This window comes from Lacticaseibacillus zeae DSM 20178 = KCTC 3804 (genome assembly GCF_000260435.1).
GTDB classification, from domain to species: domain Bacteria; phylum Bacillota; class Bacilli; order Lactobacillales; family Lactobacillaceae; genus Lacticaseibacillus; species Lacticaseibacillus zeae.
In genome coordinates this window covers 19,444-37,104 of sequence record NZ_BACQ01000079.1, presented here as the reverse complement: position 1 = coordinate 37,104, position 17,661 = coordinate 19,444, and the positions used below count along the sequence as shown (strand labels likewise).

The window sequence follows — 17,661 nt, the reverse complement described above, 5'->3', positions numbered from 1 at the left end:
AATCCGCTTTATTTTTACGGTATACTAAGGAGTATTAGACCAAAATTTAAGGTGGGACAAGCACTTGAAAAAGTTCGTCGATCGGGTCAAGACGCTTGGGACTCGATTTCGCCGCTGGTTCACGGCATTCGTGACGCGGCGTCCTGATTCCAAAGCTGATTCCAAACATTTAACGGGTAAGACTGCCATTGTTTTTTACGGTAATGTCACGCTTCAAAGTATCAAAAGTATTGTCTATTACTTATTAGGCGTTTTAGGCATTGCGGCTGTTTTCGGGCTCGGCTTATTTGGCGGCTATTTTGTGTCGATTATCGATGCAACGCCGATTCCGACCGAAGCAGCAATGAAGGCAACGCTATCCAACACCAGCCGTACTTCAAGTATGTATTTTGCACATAACGTTAAGCTCAGTGACGTCAAAAGCGACTTGTATTCCACAAAAGTCAGCCTTAACGACATGTCGCCGTGGCTAACCAAGGCGATCATTGCCACTGAAGACGAGGACTTTTACCGTCATGACGGGGTTGTGCCCAAGGCGGTGATTCGGGCTTTCTTTTCCGATTTAACCGGCATGGGTAACCAAACTGGCGGCTCGACTTTAACGCAGCAGGTTGTCAAAATGATGTTTTTGAACTCAGAGACAACCTTCAAACGTAAAGCCGCGGAGATCATGTTGGCGCGGCGCCTAAAGAATCATTTCAGCAAGAACGAAATCCTGGAAACTTATCTGAATGTCGCCACGCTGGGTCGGAACAACAAGGGGCAAAACATTGCCGGCGTCGAAGCAGCTGCGCAAGGACTTTTTGGCGTCTCTGCCAGTCAAGTGAACCTGCCGTAAGCCGCCTTTATTGCTGGCTTGCCGCAGAGTCCGTTTGTTTACACGCCGTATACTGCCAACGGTCAACTAAAAGCCAGCCTTAAATCCGGCATTAATCGGCAACAGACCGTGCTGTTTCGGATGTATCGAGCTGGCGTCATCAGTCACAAGCAGTATGTTGCAGCCAAGTCATTCGATCTAAAAGGCGCGTTCCTCAAGCCGGAAAATGCCGAACAGGATGACAATGAGTATGGGTATGTCTACAACATGGTGCTCAGTGAAGCTAAATCATTATTAGCTGAGAAATTAGCCCAAAATGATGGTCACTCTGCTGCCGACCTTGCCAAAGACAATGCCTTAAACAACGACTATTTGAGGCAAGCAGGCGATCTTTTCGCTTCCAAAAATTACCAAATCAAAAGTACCATCAACAAGAACGTGTACGATCGGATGCAATTTGTGATGCGCGCCACGCGAAATACATTCGGTCAAACCTACACCAGCACTCAGATCAATCCTAAAACCGGCGAAACCGAAACCGTTAAGCATCCGGTTCAAAACGGCTCTGTCGTGTTGGACAACCAAACCGGCGCTGTTCTCGGTTTCGTTGGCGGGGTCTCAGGTGAACTCAATCACATTTACACCTTACGTTCTCCCGGCTCCACCATCAAACCGCTTTTGGTGTATGCACCGGCGATCGATCAAAAAGTCATCGGTTCCCAAACCGCTTTGGCTGACTCCAAGACCAACCTCGGCAACAATTACAGCGTTACCGATTACGGCGACCAGATTCAAAATCGGTTCATCCCTGCCACCGAAGCGCTTGCCCAATCCTACAACATTCCGGCAGTTAATCTGTATAAACACATCAAGCCGAACGTCAATGTCAAAAGCTACATGGAAAAAATGGGCATCGATACCCTCACGGATAACGATTACAGCCAGCTCGGTCTAGCCTTGGGCGGTACCGATTATGGCGTCGACGTCAAGGAACAAGCCAGCGCTTTTTCCACTTTTGCCAATCAAGGCGAACACGTACCAGCTTATGTCATCTCTGAAATCGTCGATCCTTCAGGCCATGCCATCTACCGCCATCAGGTTAAAAAGACCAAGGTTTTCTCCAAAGGTACGAACTACATCATGAATCAAATGTTGAAAAACGTGGTTGAATCAGGGACTGCCGAGAGCCTGAACTATCAGCTGCGCTTCAATACGGACAACCTGATCGGGAAAACCGGTACCAGCAACGATTTCCGCGATATTTGGTTTATCGGTTCAACGCCGGGTGTCACCATTGCCAGTTGGATGGGTCATGACAACAGCAACGGTACCAACTACACGCTTGATGAAAATAGCTCCATGACCAACGAAGCTTACTGGTCGAAGTTAGCCAATGCGGTTTATCACACCATCCCTAAGCAATTTAAAGTTGACAAAAAGCTAGCCCGACCAAGTACCGTCAAGTCCGTCATTGTCGATAAACAAACCGGACAACCGGCTGGCACCTTAACTTTTAACGGGCGGACTTACCATACAGGCGGATCAACCGTTACCAGCCTCTACAATGATTGGGAGCCAACTGCGAAAGCCGAATTTGGCATCGGTGGCAGCAAAGACAATTATCAATTGTTCTATGACCATCTCAACGGTAAAAGTAATGGCTATGGCCAGGTTTCTGACGCTAATGGTCGCTCGACCGAAGCCAAAAAAGAGCATCAGGAAACACCGATCACGCCTGAAACTACGACACCGGCCACAACTGAAAGCAGCCAAACGCCTAGCGTCACGGTGCCTTCCAGCCAGAAAAACCAGCAAGGAACCTCCGAAAACCAGCCAAGTGAACCGCAAACCACGGGTACTGGCGGGACGAACGGCGCAACTGGCACTGGCGGTGAAACAACCGGTACCGGCACGACAACGACTGGCGGTAACACGACTGGTGGCACAACGACCAATAATCAGCAAACCACACCTGCTACAACTGGCAGCGGTCAGTAGGTTCATGCGTTATCTTGCAGGCCAATCAATCTAGTAACGCAAAAATCGGTTCTAAAGACACACATCATCTGTCTTTAGAACCGATTTTTTTATTGCTCATGAGGTGCCAAAGCTGATTTCGCTCAACACCTTTATTTGGTTGAGCCGCGTTTCAAAATATCGAAACCTAACATCACGGTTTTTTCTTCGATCTCTTCTTTGTTCATCATCTTTGTCAGCAACCGCATTGCCACAGCACCAATATCATAAAGCGGCTGATCAATTGATGTCAGTTGTGGCCGGGTCATTTCGGTTAACTTAGTGTTGTTGCTGGTAATGATTTCAAAATCATCCGGCACCTTCACGCCCTTGTCCAGTGCGCCATCCAAAATGCCGACTGCCAGTTCATCATCGCCGGCAATGACAGCCGTTGCGCCGACTTTCTGCAGCTTACCAAACAATGCCAACCCTGCCTGATAACTTGGCTCATTTTCAAAAATCAGGCTTTCGTCATAGGCAACACCGGCTTTCTCAAGTGCCTGTTTATAGCCCTTGAGGCGGAACTGGCCGTTAATCGGGTGGGTGAGCGAGCCGGTCGCCAATGCCACCCGCTTATTACCGCTCTCCAGTAATTGGTGCGTCGCTTCTTCAACCGCGGCCACGTAGTCAATATTGACACTGCCAACCTGTTCATCTGGATCAATCGAACCTGCCAGTACAACCGGCGTTTTGCTCCGGGAAAATTCAGCGCGAATCGAATCGGTCAGTTCATGACCCATGAAAATCAACCCGTCAACCTGCTTGGCTAACAAGGTGTTAAGTACGGAAACTTCCTTTTGGTTATTTTCATCCGAGTTCGCCAAAATAATGTTGTATTTGTACATGGTTGCAACATCATCAATCCCGCGGGCCAGGCTTGAGAAGAACATGTTCGTGACGTCGGGAATAATCACGCCGACAGTTGTCGTTTTCTTGCTGGCCAAGCCGCGCGCCACCGCATTCGGCCGGTAGTCGAGGCGTTCGATAACCTCTAGAACTTTCTTGCGGGTAGCCGGCTTCACATTCGGGTTACCATTAACCACTCGGGACACCGTCGCCATCGATACATTTGCCTCGCGGGCAACATCATAAATTGTTATTGTTTGTTTTTCCACTTTATTTTCTCCTTAGTCGTGAGTATGAAAATCACGAAACATCTATTTACATTCCAAAATAGCAGAATGAGAAAGGCAATGCAAGCGTTTTACTGAATTTTCCATGAAATTTTCACAAACGGGCTTTTCAGAAAGTGTCCCTCAAGGCTCGTGATATACTGGTAAGGAAAGTTGCATCAGGCATTGAGATTGGTCCCTTATTGTGCGGGTCATTTTCAGTGCCTGAGCAATTGGCGCGTTAATATCACGGTGCATCACAAAATGCGGTAAAAGATTCGCTTTGCATGATATTTTGTGCTGTGCCCTTTTGAGGAGGACCACGATGAACGAGCATTTAGCAGCATTACAAACCTGGGTCGGCGAAGAAGGCCTTGACCTTGCCTATATCAGTGACCCAGTCAATATCAATTATTACACGGGCTTCTTCCAAGATCCCGAAGAACGGATCACCGCCTTAATCGTCACCCCGGACAAGGATCCTTTCCTGTTTACCCCGCAATTAACCATTGAGGAAGTTAAAAAAGCCGGCTGGCCTTATCAGGTGTTTGGCTATCTTGATCACGAGGATCCGTTTGCCGTTATGGCGACCCATATTAAGGCCGTGAACCCTAATCCAACCAAGTGGGCGATCGAAAAGGATAACCTCGCTGTCTTCAAATTTGAAGCCATCATGAAGCAGTTTCCTGATGCGACTTTTCCGATTGATGCTTCCCGTTTCATTGAAAAGCAACGGTTAATCAAAACACCAGCTGAAATTAAACAAATGGAAATCGCCGGTGCTCAAGCTGACCGCGCGTTCCAAGCCGGGTTTAAGGCGATTAAGGCAGGTGCCACTGAACAGGAAGTCGCTGCCGAGATTGACTATACCATGATGAAGGAAGGCGTCATGCACATGAGTTTCGGCACCATCGTCCAAGCTGGCGTAGATGCGGCCAATCCGCATGGCGAACCGATGGGGACGAAACTTGCGCTAAATGAACTGGTTTTGTTTGATCTTGGTACTGACAACCATGGGTACATGTCCGACGCCACCCGTACCGTCGCTTTTGGCCAGGTTACCGGTAAGCCGCGTGAAATTTTTGATATCTGTTTAGAAGCGAACCTGACTGCCATGGATGCCGTTAAGCCGGGATTAAAAGCATCCGAACTGGACAAAATTGCCCGCGACATTATTACCAAAGCGGGCTACGGCGAGTATTTTAATCACCGTTTGGGTCATGGTATCGGCATGTCCACCCATGAATTCCCATCCATCATGGAAGGCAACGATATGATTCTACAGCCAGGCATGTGCTTCTCGATTGAACCCGGTATTTACGTTCCTGGTGTCGCTGGTGTTCGGATCGAAGACTGTGTCCACGTCACGGAAACCGGCTGCGAACCTTTTACCCACACATCAAAAGAATTCACCGTCATCAATGGTTAACGACGCCGAGTTGCTCGTCGGTAAAAGATGACCAGTGCGCTAATATCGAAAATGGTCCCAAAGAGGTAGACGCTGCCTCCTCGGGACCATTTTTATGTTGTTGACTGCTGCTGTTTTTGTCTCTACCACCGAAATTGTCTAGTCTGCTTCCGACTGTTCATATAAAATACCGGCCTTGCGCAGTGCTTCTTTAATTTTGGCGATATTCCGTTCATTTTTAACGCTAATCGTGTGCAAATGAATGCCACCGGTTAACTCGGACAAGAGGCGGCCTTGATAACGCGCTAAACGACTCAAAAACAGCTTCATATCGGCAACGGTGCGAATATTCAGCTGACCGCGTAACTGACCATATAACGGATGCTCGACCAAAACATCTTCAATCCAGCCACCGTTGTCGAGGATCAGCTGCAGCTCCTGTTCCGTTTGCTCCGGCGTATGTTTGCAAGGAATCAAAAACTCATGGGCCGCTGGATGCGACAACGTATAACCACGCGGCGTCGCAATGATCGGTTCGCCTTGGGCCCGCAAAAGCGCAATATCGCCGACAATGGTCTGACGACTGACGGTAAACCGCCGTGCAAAACTCGACGCACTGAGTGGCTCAGCCGCAGTACTTAAAGTAGCTTTGATGTGTGCCTGACGTTCGCTATTTAGCATAGTATTCTCCCTCATTCATGATCAAAATGCTTCAAACAAATTCAGCTACGATGCTAAAAGCGACAAACGAAAGGCGCTCACGTCGGGGTGTCTTTCGTTTGTCGCCATTTTTAATATTCAAAATCTTGTGGTTACTAGTGCTGATTAGTCGGTGGCTTCAGATTCAGAACTTGCCGGTTTGGCCTCAGATGCGGCGGCCCCACTAACTGGCTTTGGTTCGGTCGGTTCCGGCACTTCATCGGTGCGGGTTTCACTGCCTTCATCGTCATCCTTGGCTTGGGCAAACGCACTCTTACCGTCCAGCACAATGTCATCAAAATCAGCTGAAGTATCCGTATCCGCTGCAGTATTCAATTGGTCGCGCAATTGCTCGGTCGCAGCATCGTAATTAGCCAACGCTTCTGACCCATCGGCATCATTACCACGCGCCTTCAAGTCATCGACAAAATCCGTCGCGCTTTGCTTCCAGTCAGCACTAGCCTCTTTGGCGTAATCATAGTAATCAACCGCACGATCGGCTAAATTCGCGGAAGCATGCTTAACCCGTCGCTTTAACTCGTCACTGGTTTGCGGAGTCAATAAATAAGTCGTTGCTAAGGCACTGGCAGCTCCGAATACAAATCCAAGCAAAAAATGTCCTTTTTTAGCCATGATGATTCCTCCTGCTATTCATTATGATGTTTCTTTTTGGTCAACATTGAAAATGCTTTGGCACCCATACGTGTCGCAACCGTCGCCTTGGCCCCGTTCTTGGCACCATGAGCAACGCGTTCGGTCAGATTGCGCGTTGACTGGTTCAGATCGGAAACACTTTCACCAAGTTCGCCAATTGCAGTAAAGACCGGATCAACTGCCGCCACCTTGCCATTTACATCTTCAAGAAGGGTATTGCTCTTCGCAAGAAGGCCTTCGACTTCCTTCGTCAAAATGCCAAGCTCCCCGTTGACCGTGTTCAACGTCTTATTCGTCTCGGCAACCGTTTCCTTAACTTCCTTGGTCACACCCGAAACCCGAATCGCAATGACGGCAATCGCCAAAGCAATAATCAAAAAAGCAACCGCAGCAATGATCCAAGCAATCTCTCCACCTGACATGCAACACCCTCCATTTCAAACCAGTTGGTTACATCAATCATAACATCGAGGGGAGAGCGGTGCAAAAGATTTAAAGAGCGTGAGCAGGCCCGGTTAGAAACCGGAACATAAGTGGCCTCGAACCTAAATGGCTGGGCTTGGGCCATTTAGGTTCGAGGTCCTTATGTGTAGGTTTCTGGGCCTGCGAGCGCGTTTCGGAGCCGGATTGCCTTCCAATCCTTATCCCCGCAATACCTAGGTTTTGGCCATTTAGGCTTGAGGTCCTTACACGTAGATTTCTGCGACTGCAAACGCGTTTCGGAACCGAATTGCCTTCCAATTCTTATCCTCTTTGGCCATCACGCCCAAGGTCCTTACACGCAGGCTTCTGCGCCGGGGATCGCGTTTCGGAACCGGATTGCCCTGCAAAATTTATTCCCCCAATACCTAGGCTTTGGCCATTTAGGTTCGAGATCCTTATGTGTAGGTTTCTGGGCCTGCGAGCGCGTTTCGGGCCGGATTGCCCCGCAAATCTTATTCCCCCAATGGCCCGGCTCTGCCCATTGCGATCAATGCCCTCACACGCCGCCCCCTGCGCTATTGAACACATCCGAAACCGAATTACCTTACCACACTTACTCCCTACCACCCTCACCCACCCCTTCTCCCACCAAAAGTAAAAACTTATCCGCATCATGACAAATCTCCAGCAGATCCGCCCCGGTTCTGGTAAAATAAAGCCAACACCAAGAGGAGGTCGTCACGTGACAGGCATGATGTTCACGGCAACGACCGTAACTGAACAACCCAATGTGTGGTTACGGTATTTTAAAACCATCAACTGGGATAAAATTGCCGGAACCCTGATTGATAAGGTTCTGTCGTTGCTATTCTTTTCGATTTTATTTCTTGCACTTTATCGTTTAGGCCAGTTCGCCATCAATCGGGCTTTTAAAAGCTATCAACGGCGCGCCCATTTATCAGGTACCCGCGTCAAAACCATCCATACCCTTTCGCGCAATCTCTTTTTCTATTTTGTGCTCTTCTTCTATTTTTACGCGATCCTATCAACGCTGGGAGTTCCGGTGGGGACATTACTTGCCGGTGCGGGCGTGGCCGGCTTGGCAATCGGCTTTGGTGCCCAAGGTTTCGTCAATGACGTTGTGACTGGTTTCTTTATTCTATTGGAAGCGCAGTTTGACGTTGGCGATATTGTCAAATTAGGCAAAATCTCCGGAACAGTCACAAGCCTTGGCCTACGCACCACGGTGGTCAAGAGTTATGACGGTACGGTTAACTTCATCCCTAATCGCAACATTACAATCGTCAGCAACCTTTCCCGCAGTAACATGCAGGTACTCATCAAGTTACCGCTTGAACCGACTGTCGATCTTAATTTGGTCCGCAAAACCATTGAACAGGTCAATACCGACCTGGTTCCAAAATTCTCGACCATCACCGAAGGCCCGGATATTCTGGGTCTGACGGAGGACCAAAATGGCACGTTTACTTACCAAGTCCTCTTCTACGCGGAAAATGGTGAACAACTCAGTTTACAACGGACCTTTCTCGCTGCTTACATTGCGGCGCTAAACTCTGCGGGCATTCATGTGACCACGCCGCCGATAAATTTACAGGCTGGCTCATAAACAGTACGCCTTTTTACCCATATTCATGCCAAAATCCATTTATAAGGAGATGTTATGCTAAATTTCATCAAAGGTGCCATTATCGGCATCGCGCTTGTCATTCCAGGTCTTTCCGGCAGTATTTTTGCCGTCGTGGTCGGGTTGTATGACCGCCTCTTACAAGCAGTGAATCACTTTCGCGCCAATCCCAAGAAGAATTTGCGTTTCTTGGCGCCAATTGGCTTAGGAGCCGTCGTTGGTATCCTGATTTCCACTAAGGCCGTCCTAGTCGTTACCACGCATTGGCCGCTGCCAAGTTATGGTTTCTTTATCGGGTTAGTGCTAGGCATCGGCCCGTTTATTTATCGCAAATTGGTGCTCAAGCCCTTCACTTGGTGGTATCTCTTACTGGTGGCTGGAGGATTTGCCGGTATTTATGGACTCGCCAAGCTTGGCGGGACCCAGCCGGAGAACCTCATTGCCATTCAGCGCCTGAGCAGTGTTAGCGATGCCGGTGTGATGGCCTTTGCTGGCATCTTCGCGGTATCGTTAATGGCCATCCCTGGTATTTCCGGCTCCGTCATGCTGATGGTTATTGATCAGTACGGAACCGTCTACAATGCCGTCAGTCAGCTAGGCGATGCAGCCCGGGCATTTGTTTCTGGTAACTGGTCGGCTTTTAAGGCGGCGATGGGCTCAGTGGCGCTGCTGCTGCCTTTCATGCTTGGCGCCATTGCCGGTCTGATTGCGGTTGCCAAATTGATGGCGTATTTGCTCGAACATTTTGAAACCCAGGTTTATTATGCTGTATGCGGTATTGTTGCCGCAGCAGTGGTCATTCTGATCGAAACTGGCATCGCACCTTATTGGCCGGCTACTGGTATGGTCGTACCCGTACTTTTTGTTGTTGTTAGCCTCATCATCGGCGTTTTAGCGACCATCTTCCTAGATAAACCGGAATCCAACGCAGACGCTGACTAGTGTCGACAACAAAAAAACCAGCATACAGATTTGTCCGCATGCCGGTTTTTAAGGGGTTAAGATTCTTTTTCAACGACTGACGCTAAAGGTTCCAATTGGAAATGCTTGTCGATGTTGTGACCAATATTGTTGATGCCTTTCATCACCTCACGCCGGGTCACGATGCCGGTGAAGTACCCGTCCTGAACGACCGGAATGAACGGGTTGTCGACGAGCAAATGTAAAACATTCTCCAAGTCATATGGGTCACTAATTGTCGCCACATCAGTTTCCATGACATCTTTCACGGTCATGGTATCTAGTGACTGAAAACTGATATGGTCCAGCCCCAACATCGTTTCGGTAATCATCGGCAGTGAAATGAGCCCTTTGAACTTCGAGTCGTGATCCAAAACCGGAATTTTCGCATAGCGCACCTTGGTAAGAACAAGAAACGCGTGACTCAATGGGTTATCTTCGGAGACCGTTGCAACCATATCTGCAGAAATCATAAAGTGATGACGATTTTCAATCAGCATATTGGCAATGGCTTGATTTAACATGTGGGTAGCTCCTTTTTAACATTCTTGGTTTAAGTACGTTAGTCAAAAAGTTAGATTAGTTAACTTTATTGCTTCAGTTTACCGCTTATCCATGCCGGTGCCATCCGTCAAAAGGCGGAAACACCATATGGTTATTTTACCATGAATGACATCAAGTAATTTCGATCGTCGTTATTCATAAGAAATACGACAACTTTTGGGTGAGCGTGAGCAGGAGCGTCTAGAAATCGGAGTGTAAGTGGCCTTGGGCGTGATGGCGCTCTTTGCCATTGCGACCGAGGTCCTTACACGCAGATTTCTGCGACTGCGAACGCGTTATGGAGCGTGAGCAGGAGCGCTTAGAAATCGGAGTGTAAGCGGCCTCGGACGTAATGGCCGGGCTTTGGCCATTGCGATCGAGGTCCTTACACGCAGGCTTCTGGGCTGGCGAACGCGTTATGGGTGAGCGAGCATGAGCCAGCCCGGTTAGAAGCCGGAAGAACACGTTATCGAAGCAACAAAGCAAATCAAAGTAAGCACCATGCACATGCTAGCAATGAATGAATCATTTGGAGGGGTAAAAATGACATATGATCTAGGCGTGCGTTTGGCCGCCGAATTTATTGGCACTGCCATTATGGTTTTGTTAGGAAATGGCTCCGTTGCCAACGTCGATTTGAAGGGTACCAAAGGAAATGGCTCGGACTGGCTGCTGATTGCGGTCGGCTACGGCGCCGGGGTCATGATTCCTGCCATGATGTTTGGCGCCATTTCCGGCAACCACATTAATCCTGCGTTTACGTTAGGTTTAGCTGCCTCTGGCATGTTCCCGTGGTCTGAAGTGTTGCCGTATATTGTGGTCCAGATGGCTGGGGCCATGGTTGGACAGTTGTTTGTCGTTGCGGCTTACAAACCACATTACGATCTCACGACCAATACCCAACACATTCTTGGGACATTTAGTACGATCAGTGCGACGAAGAGCAAACTAAACGGTTTCGTCAACGAATTTATTGGTTCGTATATTCTTTTCATCGGCGCCCTTGGTATCACCAAAGCACCGTTCTTCCAAGACAATCTTGGAACGGCACACATGGGCTTAGGCTTCCTTGTGGCGACATTAGTGGCATCACTGGGTGGCCCAACCGGACCGGCATTAAACCCGGCCCGTGATCTCGGCCCACGAATTCTGCACGCGCTTTTGCCATTAAAACACAAAGGCAGCTCCGACTGGGGATATGCCTGGGTGCCTGTGATTGCACCAATCGTCGCGGCCATTCTCGCGGTTTTCACCTACAAACAACTCTTTATGTAACAACGGTCTGATTCTTCAAAAAAATCGGCTCTAGCAATTACCGCTAGAACCGATTTTTAATTTTCTCAAACATAACGATCATGCCTGCAAAAAGTCGCGGCTTAATGGCGCAACGATGCTGCCGTCCCGCTTCAAAAAGTCAACGTGCACTTTGTCGTCTGTCCAGGAAACGGTGGCGTAAGTACCGCCTAAATTGGCGAACTGACCGCGGGGCTGACTAATCGAGCCCGGATTCAAAATCACCATACCGGCGCGCTCTTCCACGCCAAGTTGATGGGTATGCCCGAAAATAACCAGCTGAGCGTGGGCAGCTTCGCCGGCAGCCATGAGCTTATCCAACCCAAAGTTCACGCCAAATCGATGGCCATGCGTCATAAAAATCGTGATGCCTTTCACCGTCGTTGTCACACTCATGGGGAAATTAGGATCAAAGTCCATGTTTCCTTCAACCGCATGATACGTTTGAAAAAGCGAATCATCCGCAGGCAACTCCGAATCGCCAGCATAGAAATAACCATCCAGATCCGGCTGCTGTTTCAAAATTGTCGCGAGAATCGCACGATCGCCGTGCGTATCGCTTACTGCCAGAATTTTCATATCTCTTCCTCCAACCATGCCTGCCAGACTTTCTCCAGTGACCGCATGGCATTACCGCGATGACTAATCTGATTTTTTTCTTCGGCAGTCAGCTCTGCCAGTGTTTTACCTAGTGACGGCACCAAGAAAAATGGATCGTAGCCAAAGCCGTCAGTTCCGCGCGGGATGGCCGTGATTTGTCCAGAAAGATCACCATGAACCACCAGATCGGCTTCCGGATGATCCGGTTTTGCCAGCACCAAGGTTGTATGGAACGTGGCGGTTCGGGCATCGTCAGGAACATCGGCTAAATTCGCCAAAAGTTTGGCGTTGTTCGCCGCATCGTTATGCCCATCGCCGGCATAACGGGCTGAACGAATGCCCGGTTGACCATCCAGCGCATCAACCATTAAACCCGAATCATCGGCAATCACCGGTAGCTGGAGATCTTTGGCATACTGGTCGGCTTTTTGCCGCGCATTTTCTTCAAAAGTCGTGCCAGTCTCGTCGACAGTCGGGACGCTGGGAAAATCAGCCAGGCTTTTAACCGTGACGCCAGCAGGCTCAAACATCGCCTTAAATTCTTTTACTTTACCGGGATTTTTGCTGGCAACCACGATGGTTTTACCAGTTGGCATATCTGCCGCGTCAACAAAGTGGGTCGGCTCTGATTCAATATTAACATGCTGGGCGTGCATGGGAGCCTTCAATTCAAGCCATGCTTCACCTAACTCATCAAACATGGAAGGGGCACCTGTCGTATAATAATCGTGCGTGGGCGTTTCATGGCTGTCATTGGCCAAATCAAAATAATCAAGCAGCATCGAAACATCATTAACGGTTTCTGCGCCTGAGTCAATTAAAGTGACGCCGCTGCCCATCACGTTTTGAATAATCGGCCGTAAAATCGGGTAATGGGTGCACCCTAACACCAGCGTATCAATGTCGGTGTGCAACAGCGGCTGCAAAGTATCCGCCACCACCCGCTTGGCGATTGGCGAATGCGCCTCGTTACTTTCTACCAGTGACACAAACTTGGGCGCGGCCAGACTGGTTAGCCGAATGTCCGGCGCTTTCGTCCGCAAAGCCTGGGTATAGGCACCACTTTTAACCGTTCCTTCTGTCGCGATAATGCCGATATGGCCGGTGCGCGTTGCTTTTAAGGCCGCACGACTACCCGGCTTGATGACGCCGATCACCGGGATCGATAGCTTGGCTTTAATCAACGGTAAAGCCGCCGCTGTCGCCGTGTTGCACGCAATGACCAGCATTTTAATATGCTTGGTGAGTAGAAAATTAACCATCTGCCAAGTAAATGCCTGAACCTGTTCGGCGGGTCGCGGTCCATATGGCAGACGCGCTTGGTCACCTAAATAAACCGTATTTTCGGCCGGTAACTGATGCAAGGCTTCTTTCACAACGGTCAAGCCGCCGACACCTGAGTCAATAAATCCGATTGGTTGCTTGTTCATCATGATGAATCTGCTATATAAACTGTGGAAGGATGTCTCTTTGACACCAATAAAGGTTTTATATATTTCCTTTCTTGATTGACAATCCTACATTTCATTTAGTCCCGTCAACAACGGTATTCCCACTCTGAAATAATTCAGCATGACAGTGACCGTCTCCTGAACTTTAAGGGTATAGCCTACCCCGTAACTTTTGATTTCGCATAAGCAATTAGATTTTCAACGGCATTTTCGTCTCGCCGCAACTTCACCCCGCACTGGTAACAATGATAGTCATCATGACCAGTTCGATGTTTTAAGTTGCCGCGTAGTGTGACCCGTTCATCAGCGGTTTTTACATAACCACACCGGGAACAACGCTGGGTACTGGGGTAAAACCGATCCGCTAGCACCAACGTATTGCCATACCAGTCAGCCTTGTACTGCATGATCACCTTGAACTTACCAAACAGTGATCGATGCAGGTTCTTGGCGAGACGTTTATTCATGCGCATATGGCGATTATCCAGATCCTCAATCCCAATTAGGTCATAATCAGTGATAAGCTTCGTCGTAAACTTTTGCAACAAATCCGTTTGAATCCGTTCAACTCGTTGGTATTGGCGCTTCAACTTGGTTCTCGTTGTGCGATAAGCCGCGGAGTTAAAACGCTTGGGATTTACTTTCCGTTTGCGGGCTAATTGGCGCTGGTAATGAACAATGCGGGCGTAGAGTGGTGGCAGACGTTCAGGCAAGGTGGGTTGAGTGGCATAGCCAGTTGACGTTTGATAGTCAAACTTGCCGATGTTGGCATCAACCCCAGTGACCGTTAGAACCGGCCGCTTTTCAACAGAAGTTTGAACCTCAATTGAAAAGGAGGCATAGTAACCGTCAGCGTCTTGAACGACACAAACCTGTTTCAGTTCTCCTTGCCAACGCGGTTGCTCAGCTAGTTTGATGTCATACCAGGCACCAGCACCATGAGGTTTATCTAAACGTAACTTGCCTTTCACAAGTCGCGCGCGATCCGTTTTGAACGTTTTGCGGGATCGTTTCTTAGATTTCCAGTTGGGTTTATCGTGATCTGGCATCTTCGGATTGAAGTAGTTCTTCCAAGCCTTACTTAAATCGTTTACCGCGAGCTGCAAAACTCGGGCTGACTGTTCATACTGCCAATCGGCTTTGTTCCAAACCAGCTCATCGCGCACTTTGCGTTCATTAGGCCGCAACGTTTTATCCGCCATTACTAGGGATGCATCGTACATGCCATTCCAAGTTTCGAGGGCCTGATTCCAGCAAAACCGGCGATAGCTAAACAATCGCTCCAGTTCACGCCGCATGGTTGCATTGGGATAGAGCTTGATCTTATGCGTTTTAATCAAAAGTTGTCACCTCCTCTCAATTGGCTGGTTAAACGCTACTCGAGAGGAAGCTTAGAGTAGACGTTCAAACCAATGTTAGTTAGCGGAACTTTGGTAAGAACCATCATACAGTACCGATTCAGGCTATTGTCAATATATTTCGCAGATTAACTTGGTTTGAACACACGGACAGCTTCCACTTAATTATTCTATCCATGTTGTACCGCTTGATTCCATACTATTCGACATATTTGAGTGCTGTTAACATCCTCCTTTTGAAACTTCAATTTAAGGTATCGCCGTTGGTTAACATCGATTACCACGCTAGCCTGTTAATAAATCGCAAAAATCTAGCGTGACCCCCGACTGAAAACACGTGACGGCCCCTGATACTTATCTGTCGCGATAAAACTCTGAAACTTCATTGTGAGTTTAAATCTTAAAAAAAGCAAGCGTTCAGAAAAGCATGTTTTTAAACCCGTTTTTCGGCTATACTAGACGAATAGAAACAGGAGGCACAACATGGCAAAATCTGATTATACCACCCTGCTGAACCTTCCCGGCTCGGTCTCATTCTTTGCGGTAACGGCAATGCGCGATCTAATGTTGCCGAACATGCTGGGTGAAGAACAGCACCATATTCTCTATTGGTCAGGGCGTGATTTGGCAACCAAATTACCAGTCGATGAAACCGCCTTACCGCAACTCTTTACCCAGGTTGGTTTCGGTACATTAACGCCGCTCAAACAAAAGCGCCAGGAGCGCCAATATTTGCTGGCTGGAGACGTCGTGGCAACCCGTATTCGTACATACGATGACCCAGACTTTCAACTTGAAGCCGGGTTTTTAGCCCAATCATTGCAACAGGTCTTGGGCTTTGCCGTTGAAGGCGGCAGTGCGATTCAACGGCGCGACCAAAACGTTGTCCTAACCGTTGTCATGGACAATCAAGACTCGCAACCTACTGCCGATCATCTCATTGATCTGGCGCCCGATGATCAGTAACTCCCCTTCAGGTCGACCATCAACTTAAGGGATGACCGAACAACTTGAATTAGACGCAATCATGCAAAAGCGACCCCGCAGACGCCATTCGTCTTCGGGGCCGCTTTTTGTCAGGCACGAATATTAACTATCGCTATTTTCAGAACCTCAGTCTAGGCCATTGGCTGACCGCTGTTGCCAACTCTTCGTGTAAAACTGGTCGTTAAGTTTGTAATGAACTCCAGTTGCCTTATTCGTTTTAAGGAACGGCCGAACTGTCTGGTCCATTTTAAGCCAGCCGCGCCAGCCAATATGAATCGTATCTTCCATGAAGTACGGTTGCGCGCCATCTTGGCTTAAGTCCAGGACATGATTAAAGCCTTGTGTTTTCAGCTGATAATTCAACTTCGTCACGGTATCTTGGATCATGTTCATATCCAAGCCGGTATACGCTGCCCACTTGGCATTGATTGGCGGAATGACAAACAAAACTTCCATGTGCTTTTTCGCAAAGGTATTCAAAACCAGTTGCAGATCAGAATATTCCGGCGATTTCACATAACTCCAGTGCGCTTGTGACCCCTCCAGCTTAGGCAAATTCTTTTTAACTCTTTTCGAATAAAAATCATTCTTGAGTCCAAAAGGATTGTTCGTCGTCTCCTTCATGCCTATCTGTGTCGCCACACCGTCTAAGTCGTCAACATCATACTTAGCCGGCAACTGTTTGGCCGCCTTATTCAACTTAGGCTGGTTATTATTTAAAAACAGCTGCGAGAACAAAGCATCCTGATGATCGGCCATCGGACTTTTAACCTGCTTCAAGTACCAATACTGGGCATCCGACAACTTCTGTCCGGCAGCGATGTTCTTCAACGCACCATTGGATATCCGATCCGAGTTAGTCGAAGGAAATTGTAATAGTCGGCGCGCTGCATAGCGATCCGCTTCTGAATTCGGATTCGCATGCAGCAGGAAAGTTGTCAGTTGCGCCGGTGAAAAGAAGAAGTCAAACTGCGCCTTCCGCACGCCGCCAGGAACAAACCATTGCGGCGACAGCACCATCACGGCCTTTTTTCCATTCACATGTGTCAAGGCATTGACCGATAAGAAATGCGTCAGCGATTGAGTTCCGGCCATTCCCATAAGAAACGGACGATAGCTGCGATGATACTTTTGCGCCAACACGGAAGGATGAAAAGCGTCCATCCGCGACAATTCGGATGACCCAATGAACGGGACATAATTCTCGGCCATGGCTTCATTTTTAATATTTTCGCCTTTAAGCACGTTGGCCGACATTGAGCTGGCTGCCTGCCTGATCGTCGCTTGGCTGCTGCTGCCAAACTTAAATGGCACGAGCATCAAGGCGGCGACCAGGATCACAGCGATCAGCAGCGGGCCAAGTCCGCGCCAAAGGATCTTCCCGATCGGTTTTTTCATTGTGCTTGTTCGACCTTTGCAATGATTTTATTAGGGGTATCCCATTCCTTACGATCAAATTCCGAAACCGGTGCATTCACACCATATTGACTTTGCAGTTCCAACAGCAGCTGTACGGTCCCCATTGAATCCAACAGCCCGGTTTCAAACAAGTTCATATCCAAATCCTTTTTCACATCGTCAGAACCGGTTAAATCAGCCAAAATATCCAAAACACCATTTTTAATTGATTCGTCTGCCATTATCAACTACCTCTTTCTTTTCAACTCCAGTCGGTCATTGAGCGACCGGCCATTT

The 17,661-nt window shown here is 48.5% G+C and carries 15 protein-coding genes and 1 pseudogene; 6 read left to right on the top strand and 10 right to left on the bottom strand.

The features are described 5' to 3' along the window. Window positions 1-64: 64 nt before the first annotated feature. Window positions 65-2,815: pseudogene (locus GSO_RS16140) on the top strand (transglycosylase domain-containing protein). Window positions 2,816-2,946: 131 nt separating this feature from the next. Here GSO_RS16140 and ccpA read toward each other — a convergent pair. Next, on the bottom strand, window positions 2,947-3,948 hold the full coding sequence (gene ccpA / locus GSO_RS14925; RefSeq protein ID WP_010493797.1) for a catabolite control protein A: 1,002 nt from the start codon (window positions 3,946-3,948) through the stop codon (window positions 2,947-2,949). Window positions 3,949-4,270: 322 nt separating this feature from the next. On the opposite strand from ccpA, the gene GSO_RS14920 reads away from it, so the two are divergent. Further along, a complete protein-coding gene (locus tag GSO_RS14920) occupies window positions 4,271-5,374 on the top strand; it encodes a M24 family metallopeptidase (protein WP_010493795.1) in 1,104 nt (367 codons plus the stop codon). 138 nt (window positions 5,375-5,512) lie between these two features. Here the strand turns inward: GSO_RS14920 and GSO_RS14915 are convergent, their stop codons facing one another. The 3 genes from GSO_RS14915 to GSO_RS14905 form a co-directional block, all read right to left on the bottom strand. Next, entirely contained in the window at window positions 5,513-6,034 is a 522-nt protein-coding gene (locus GSO_RS14915; RefSeq protein WP_010493793.1) for a transcription repressor NadR, read from the bottom strand. A gap of 144 nt (window positions 6,035-6,178) precedes the next feature. After that, window positions 6,179-6,685: a YtxH domain-containing protein gene (locus GSO_RS14910; RefSeq protein WP_010493791.1), complete on the bottom strand. Its 507-nt coding sequence runs from the start codon at window positions 6,683-6,685 to the stop codon at window positions 6,179-6,181. 14 nt (window positions 6,686-6,699) lie between these two features. Further along, on the bottom strand, window positions 6,700-7,128 hold the full coding sequence (locus GSO_RS14905; RefSeq protein ID WP_010493789.1) for a DUF948 domain-containing protein: 429 nt from the start codon (window positions 7,126-7,128) through the stop codon (window positions 6,700-6,702). A gap of 752 nt (window positions 7,129-7,880) precedes the next feature. On the opposite strand from GSO_RS14905, the gene GSO_RS14890 reads away from it, so the two are divergent. Both GSO_RS14890 and GSO_RS14885 read left to right on the top strand, forming a co-directional pair. Beyond that, window positions 7,881-8,756 (top strand): mechanosensitive ion channel family protein, encoded by an 876-nt coding sequence (locus tag GSO_RS14890; protein WP_029345629.1) that lies wholly within the window; start codon window positions 7,881-7,883, stop codon window positions 8,754-8,756. A 54-nt stretch (window positions 8,757-8,810) separates the two neighbouring features. After that, window positions 8,811-9,716: a DUF368 domain-containing protein gene (locus GSO_RS14885; RefSeq protein WP_010493783.1), complete on the top strand. Its 906-nt coding sequence runs from the start codon at window positions 8,811-8,813 to the stop codon at window positions 9,714-9,716. A gap of 56 nt (window positions 9,717-9,772) precedes the next feature. Here the strand turns inward: GSO_RS14885 and cbpB are convergent, their stop codons facing one another. Beyond that, window positions 9,773-10,258 carry a cyclic-di-AMP-binding protein CbpB gene (gene cbpB / locus GSO_RS14880; RefSeq protein ID WP_010493780.1) on the bottom strand — a complete coding sequence of 162 codons (486 nt, stop codon included), beginning with the start codon at window positions 10,256-10,258 and terminating at the stop codon, window positions 9,773-9,775. A gap of 562 nt (window positions 10,259-10,820) precedes the next feature. Between cbpB and GSO_RS14870 the strand changes: the two genes are divergently transcribed. Continuing rightward, window positions 10,821-11,552, top strand: a complete 732-nt coding sequence (locus tag GSO_RS14870; RefSeq protein ID WP_010493778.1) for an MIP/aquaporin family protein — start codon at window positions 10,821-10,823, stop codon at window positions 11,550-11,552. Window positions 11,553-11,630: 78 nt separating this feature from the next. Here the strand turns inward: GSO_RS14870 and GSO_RS14865 are convergent, their stop codons facing one another. The 3 genes from GSO_RS14865 to GSO_RS14855 form a co-directional block, all read right to left on the bottom strand. Beyond that, on the bottom strand, window positions 11,631-12,149 hold the full coding sequence (locus GSO_RS14865; protein ID WP_010493776.1) for a metallophosphoesterase: 519 nt from the start codon (window positions 12,147-12,149) through the stop codon (window positions 11,631-11,633). Further along, on the bottom strand, window positions 12,146-13,600 hold the full coding sequence (gene racE / locus GSO_RS14860) for a glutamate racemase (protein ID WP_010493773.1): 1,455 nt from the start codon (window positions 13,598-13,600) through the stop codon (window positions 12,146-12,148). Before racE ends, GSO_RS14865 begins: the two co-directional genes overlap by 4 nt. Window positions 13,601-13,779: 179 nt before the next feature. Next, window positions 13,780-14,961: an RNA-guided endonuclease InsQ/TnpB family protein gene (locus GSO_RS14855; protein WP_010493772.1), complete on the bottom strand. Its 1,182-nt coding sequence runs from the start codon at window positions 14,959-14,961 to the stop codon at window positions 13,780-13,782. A 501-nt stretch (window positions 14,962-15,462) separates the two neighbouring features. Here GSO_RS14855 and GSO_RS14850 point away from each other — a divergent pair. Further along, window positions 15,463-15,945 carry a DUF2507 domain-containing protein gene (locus GSO_RS14850; protein ID WP_010493769.1) on the top strand — a complete coding sequence of 161 codons (483 nt, stop codon included), beginning with the start codon at window positions 15,463-15,465 and terminating at the stop codon, window positions 15,943-15,945. A gap of 147 nt (window positions 15,946-16,092) precedes the next feature. Here the strand turns inward: GSO_RS14850 and dltD are convergent, their stop codons facing one another. Further along, a complete protein-coding gene (dltD, locus tag GSO_RS14845; RefSeq protein WP_010493767.1) occupies window positions 16,093-17,364 on the bottom strand; it encodes a D-alanyl-lipoteichoic acid biosynthesis protein DltD in 1,272 nt (423 codons plus the stop codon). Then, window positions 17,361-17,606: a D-alanine--poly(phosphoribitol) ligase subunit 2 gene (gene dltC / locus GSO_RS14840; RefSeq protein WP_010493765.1), complete on the bottom strand. Its 246-nt coding sequence runs from the start codon at window positions 17,604-17,606 to the stop codon at window positions 17,361-17,363. Before dltC ends, dltD begins: the two co-directional genes overlap by 4 nt. Window positions 17,607-17,661: the final 55 nt, after the last annotated feature.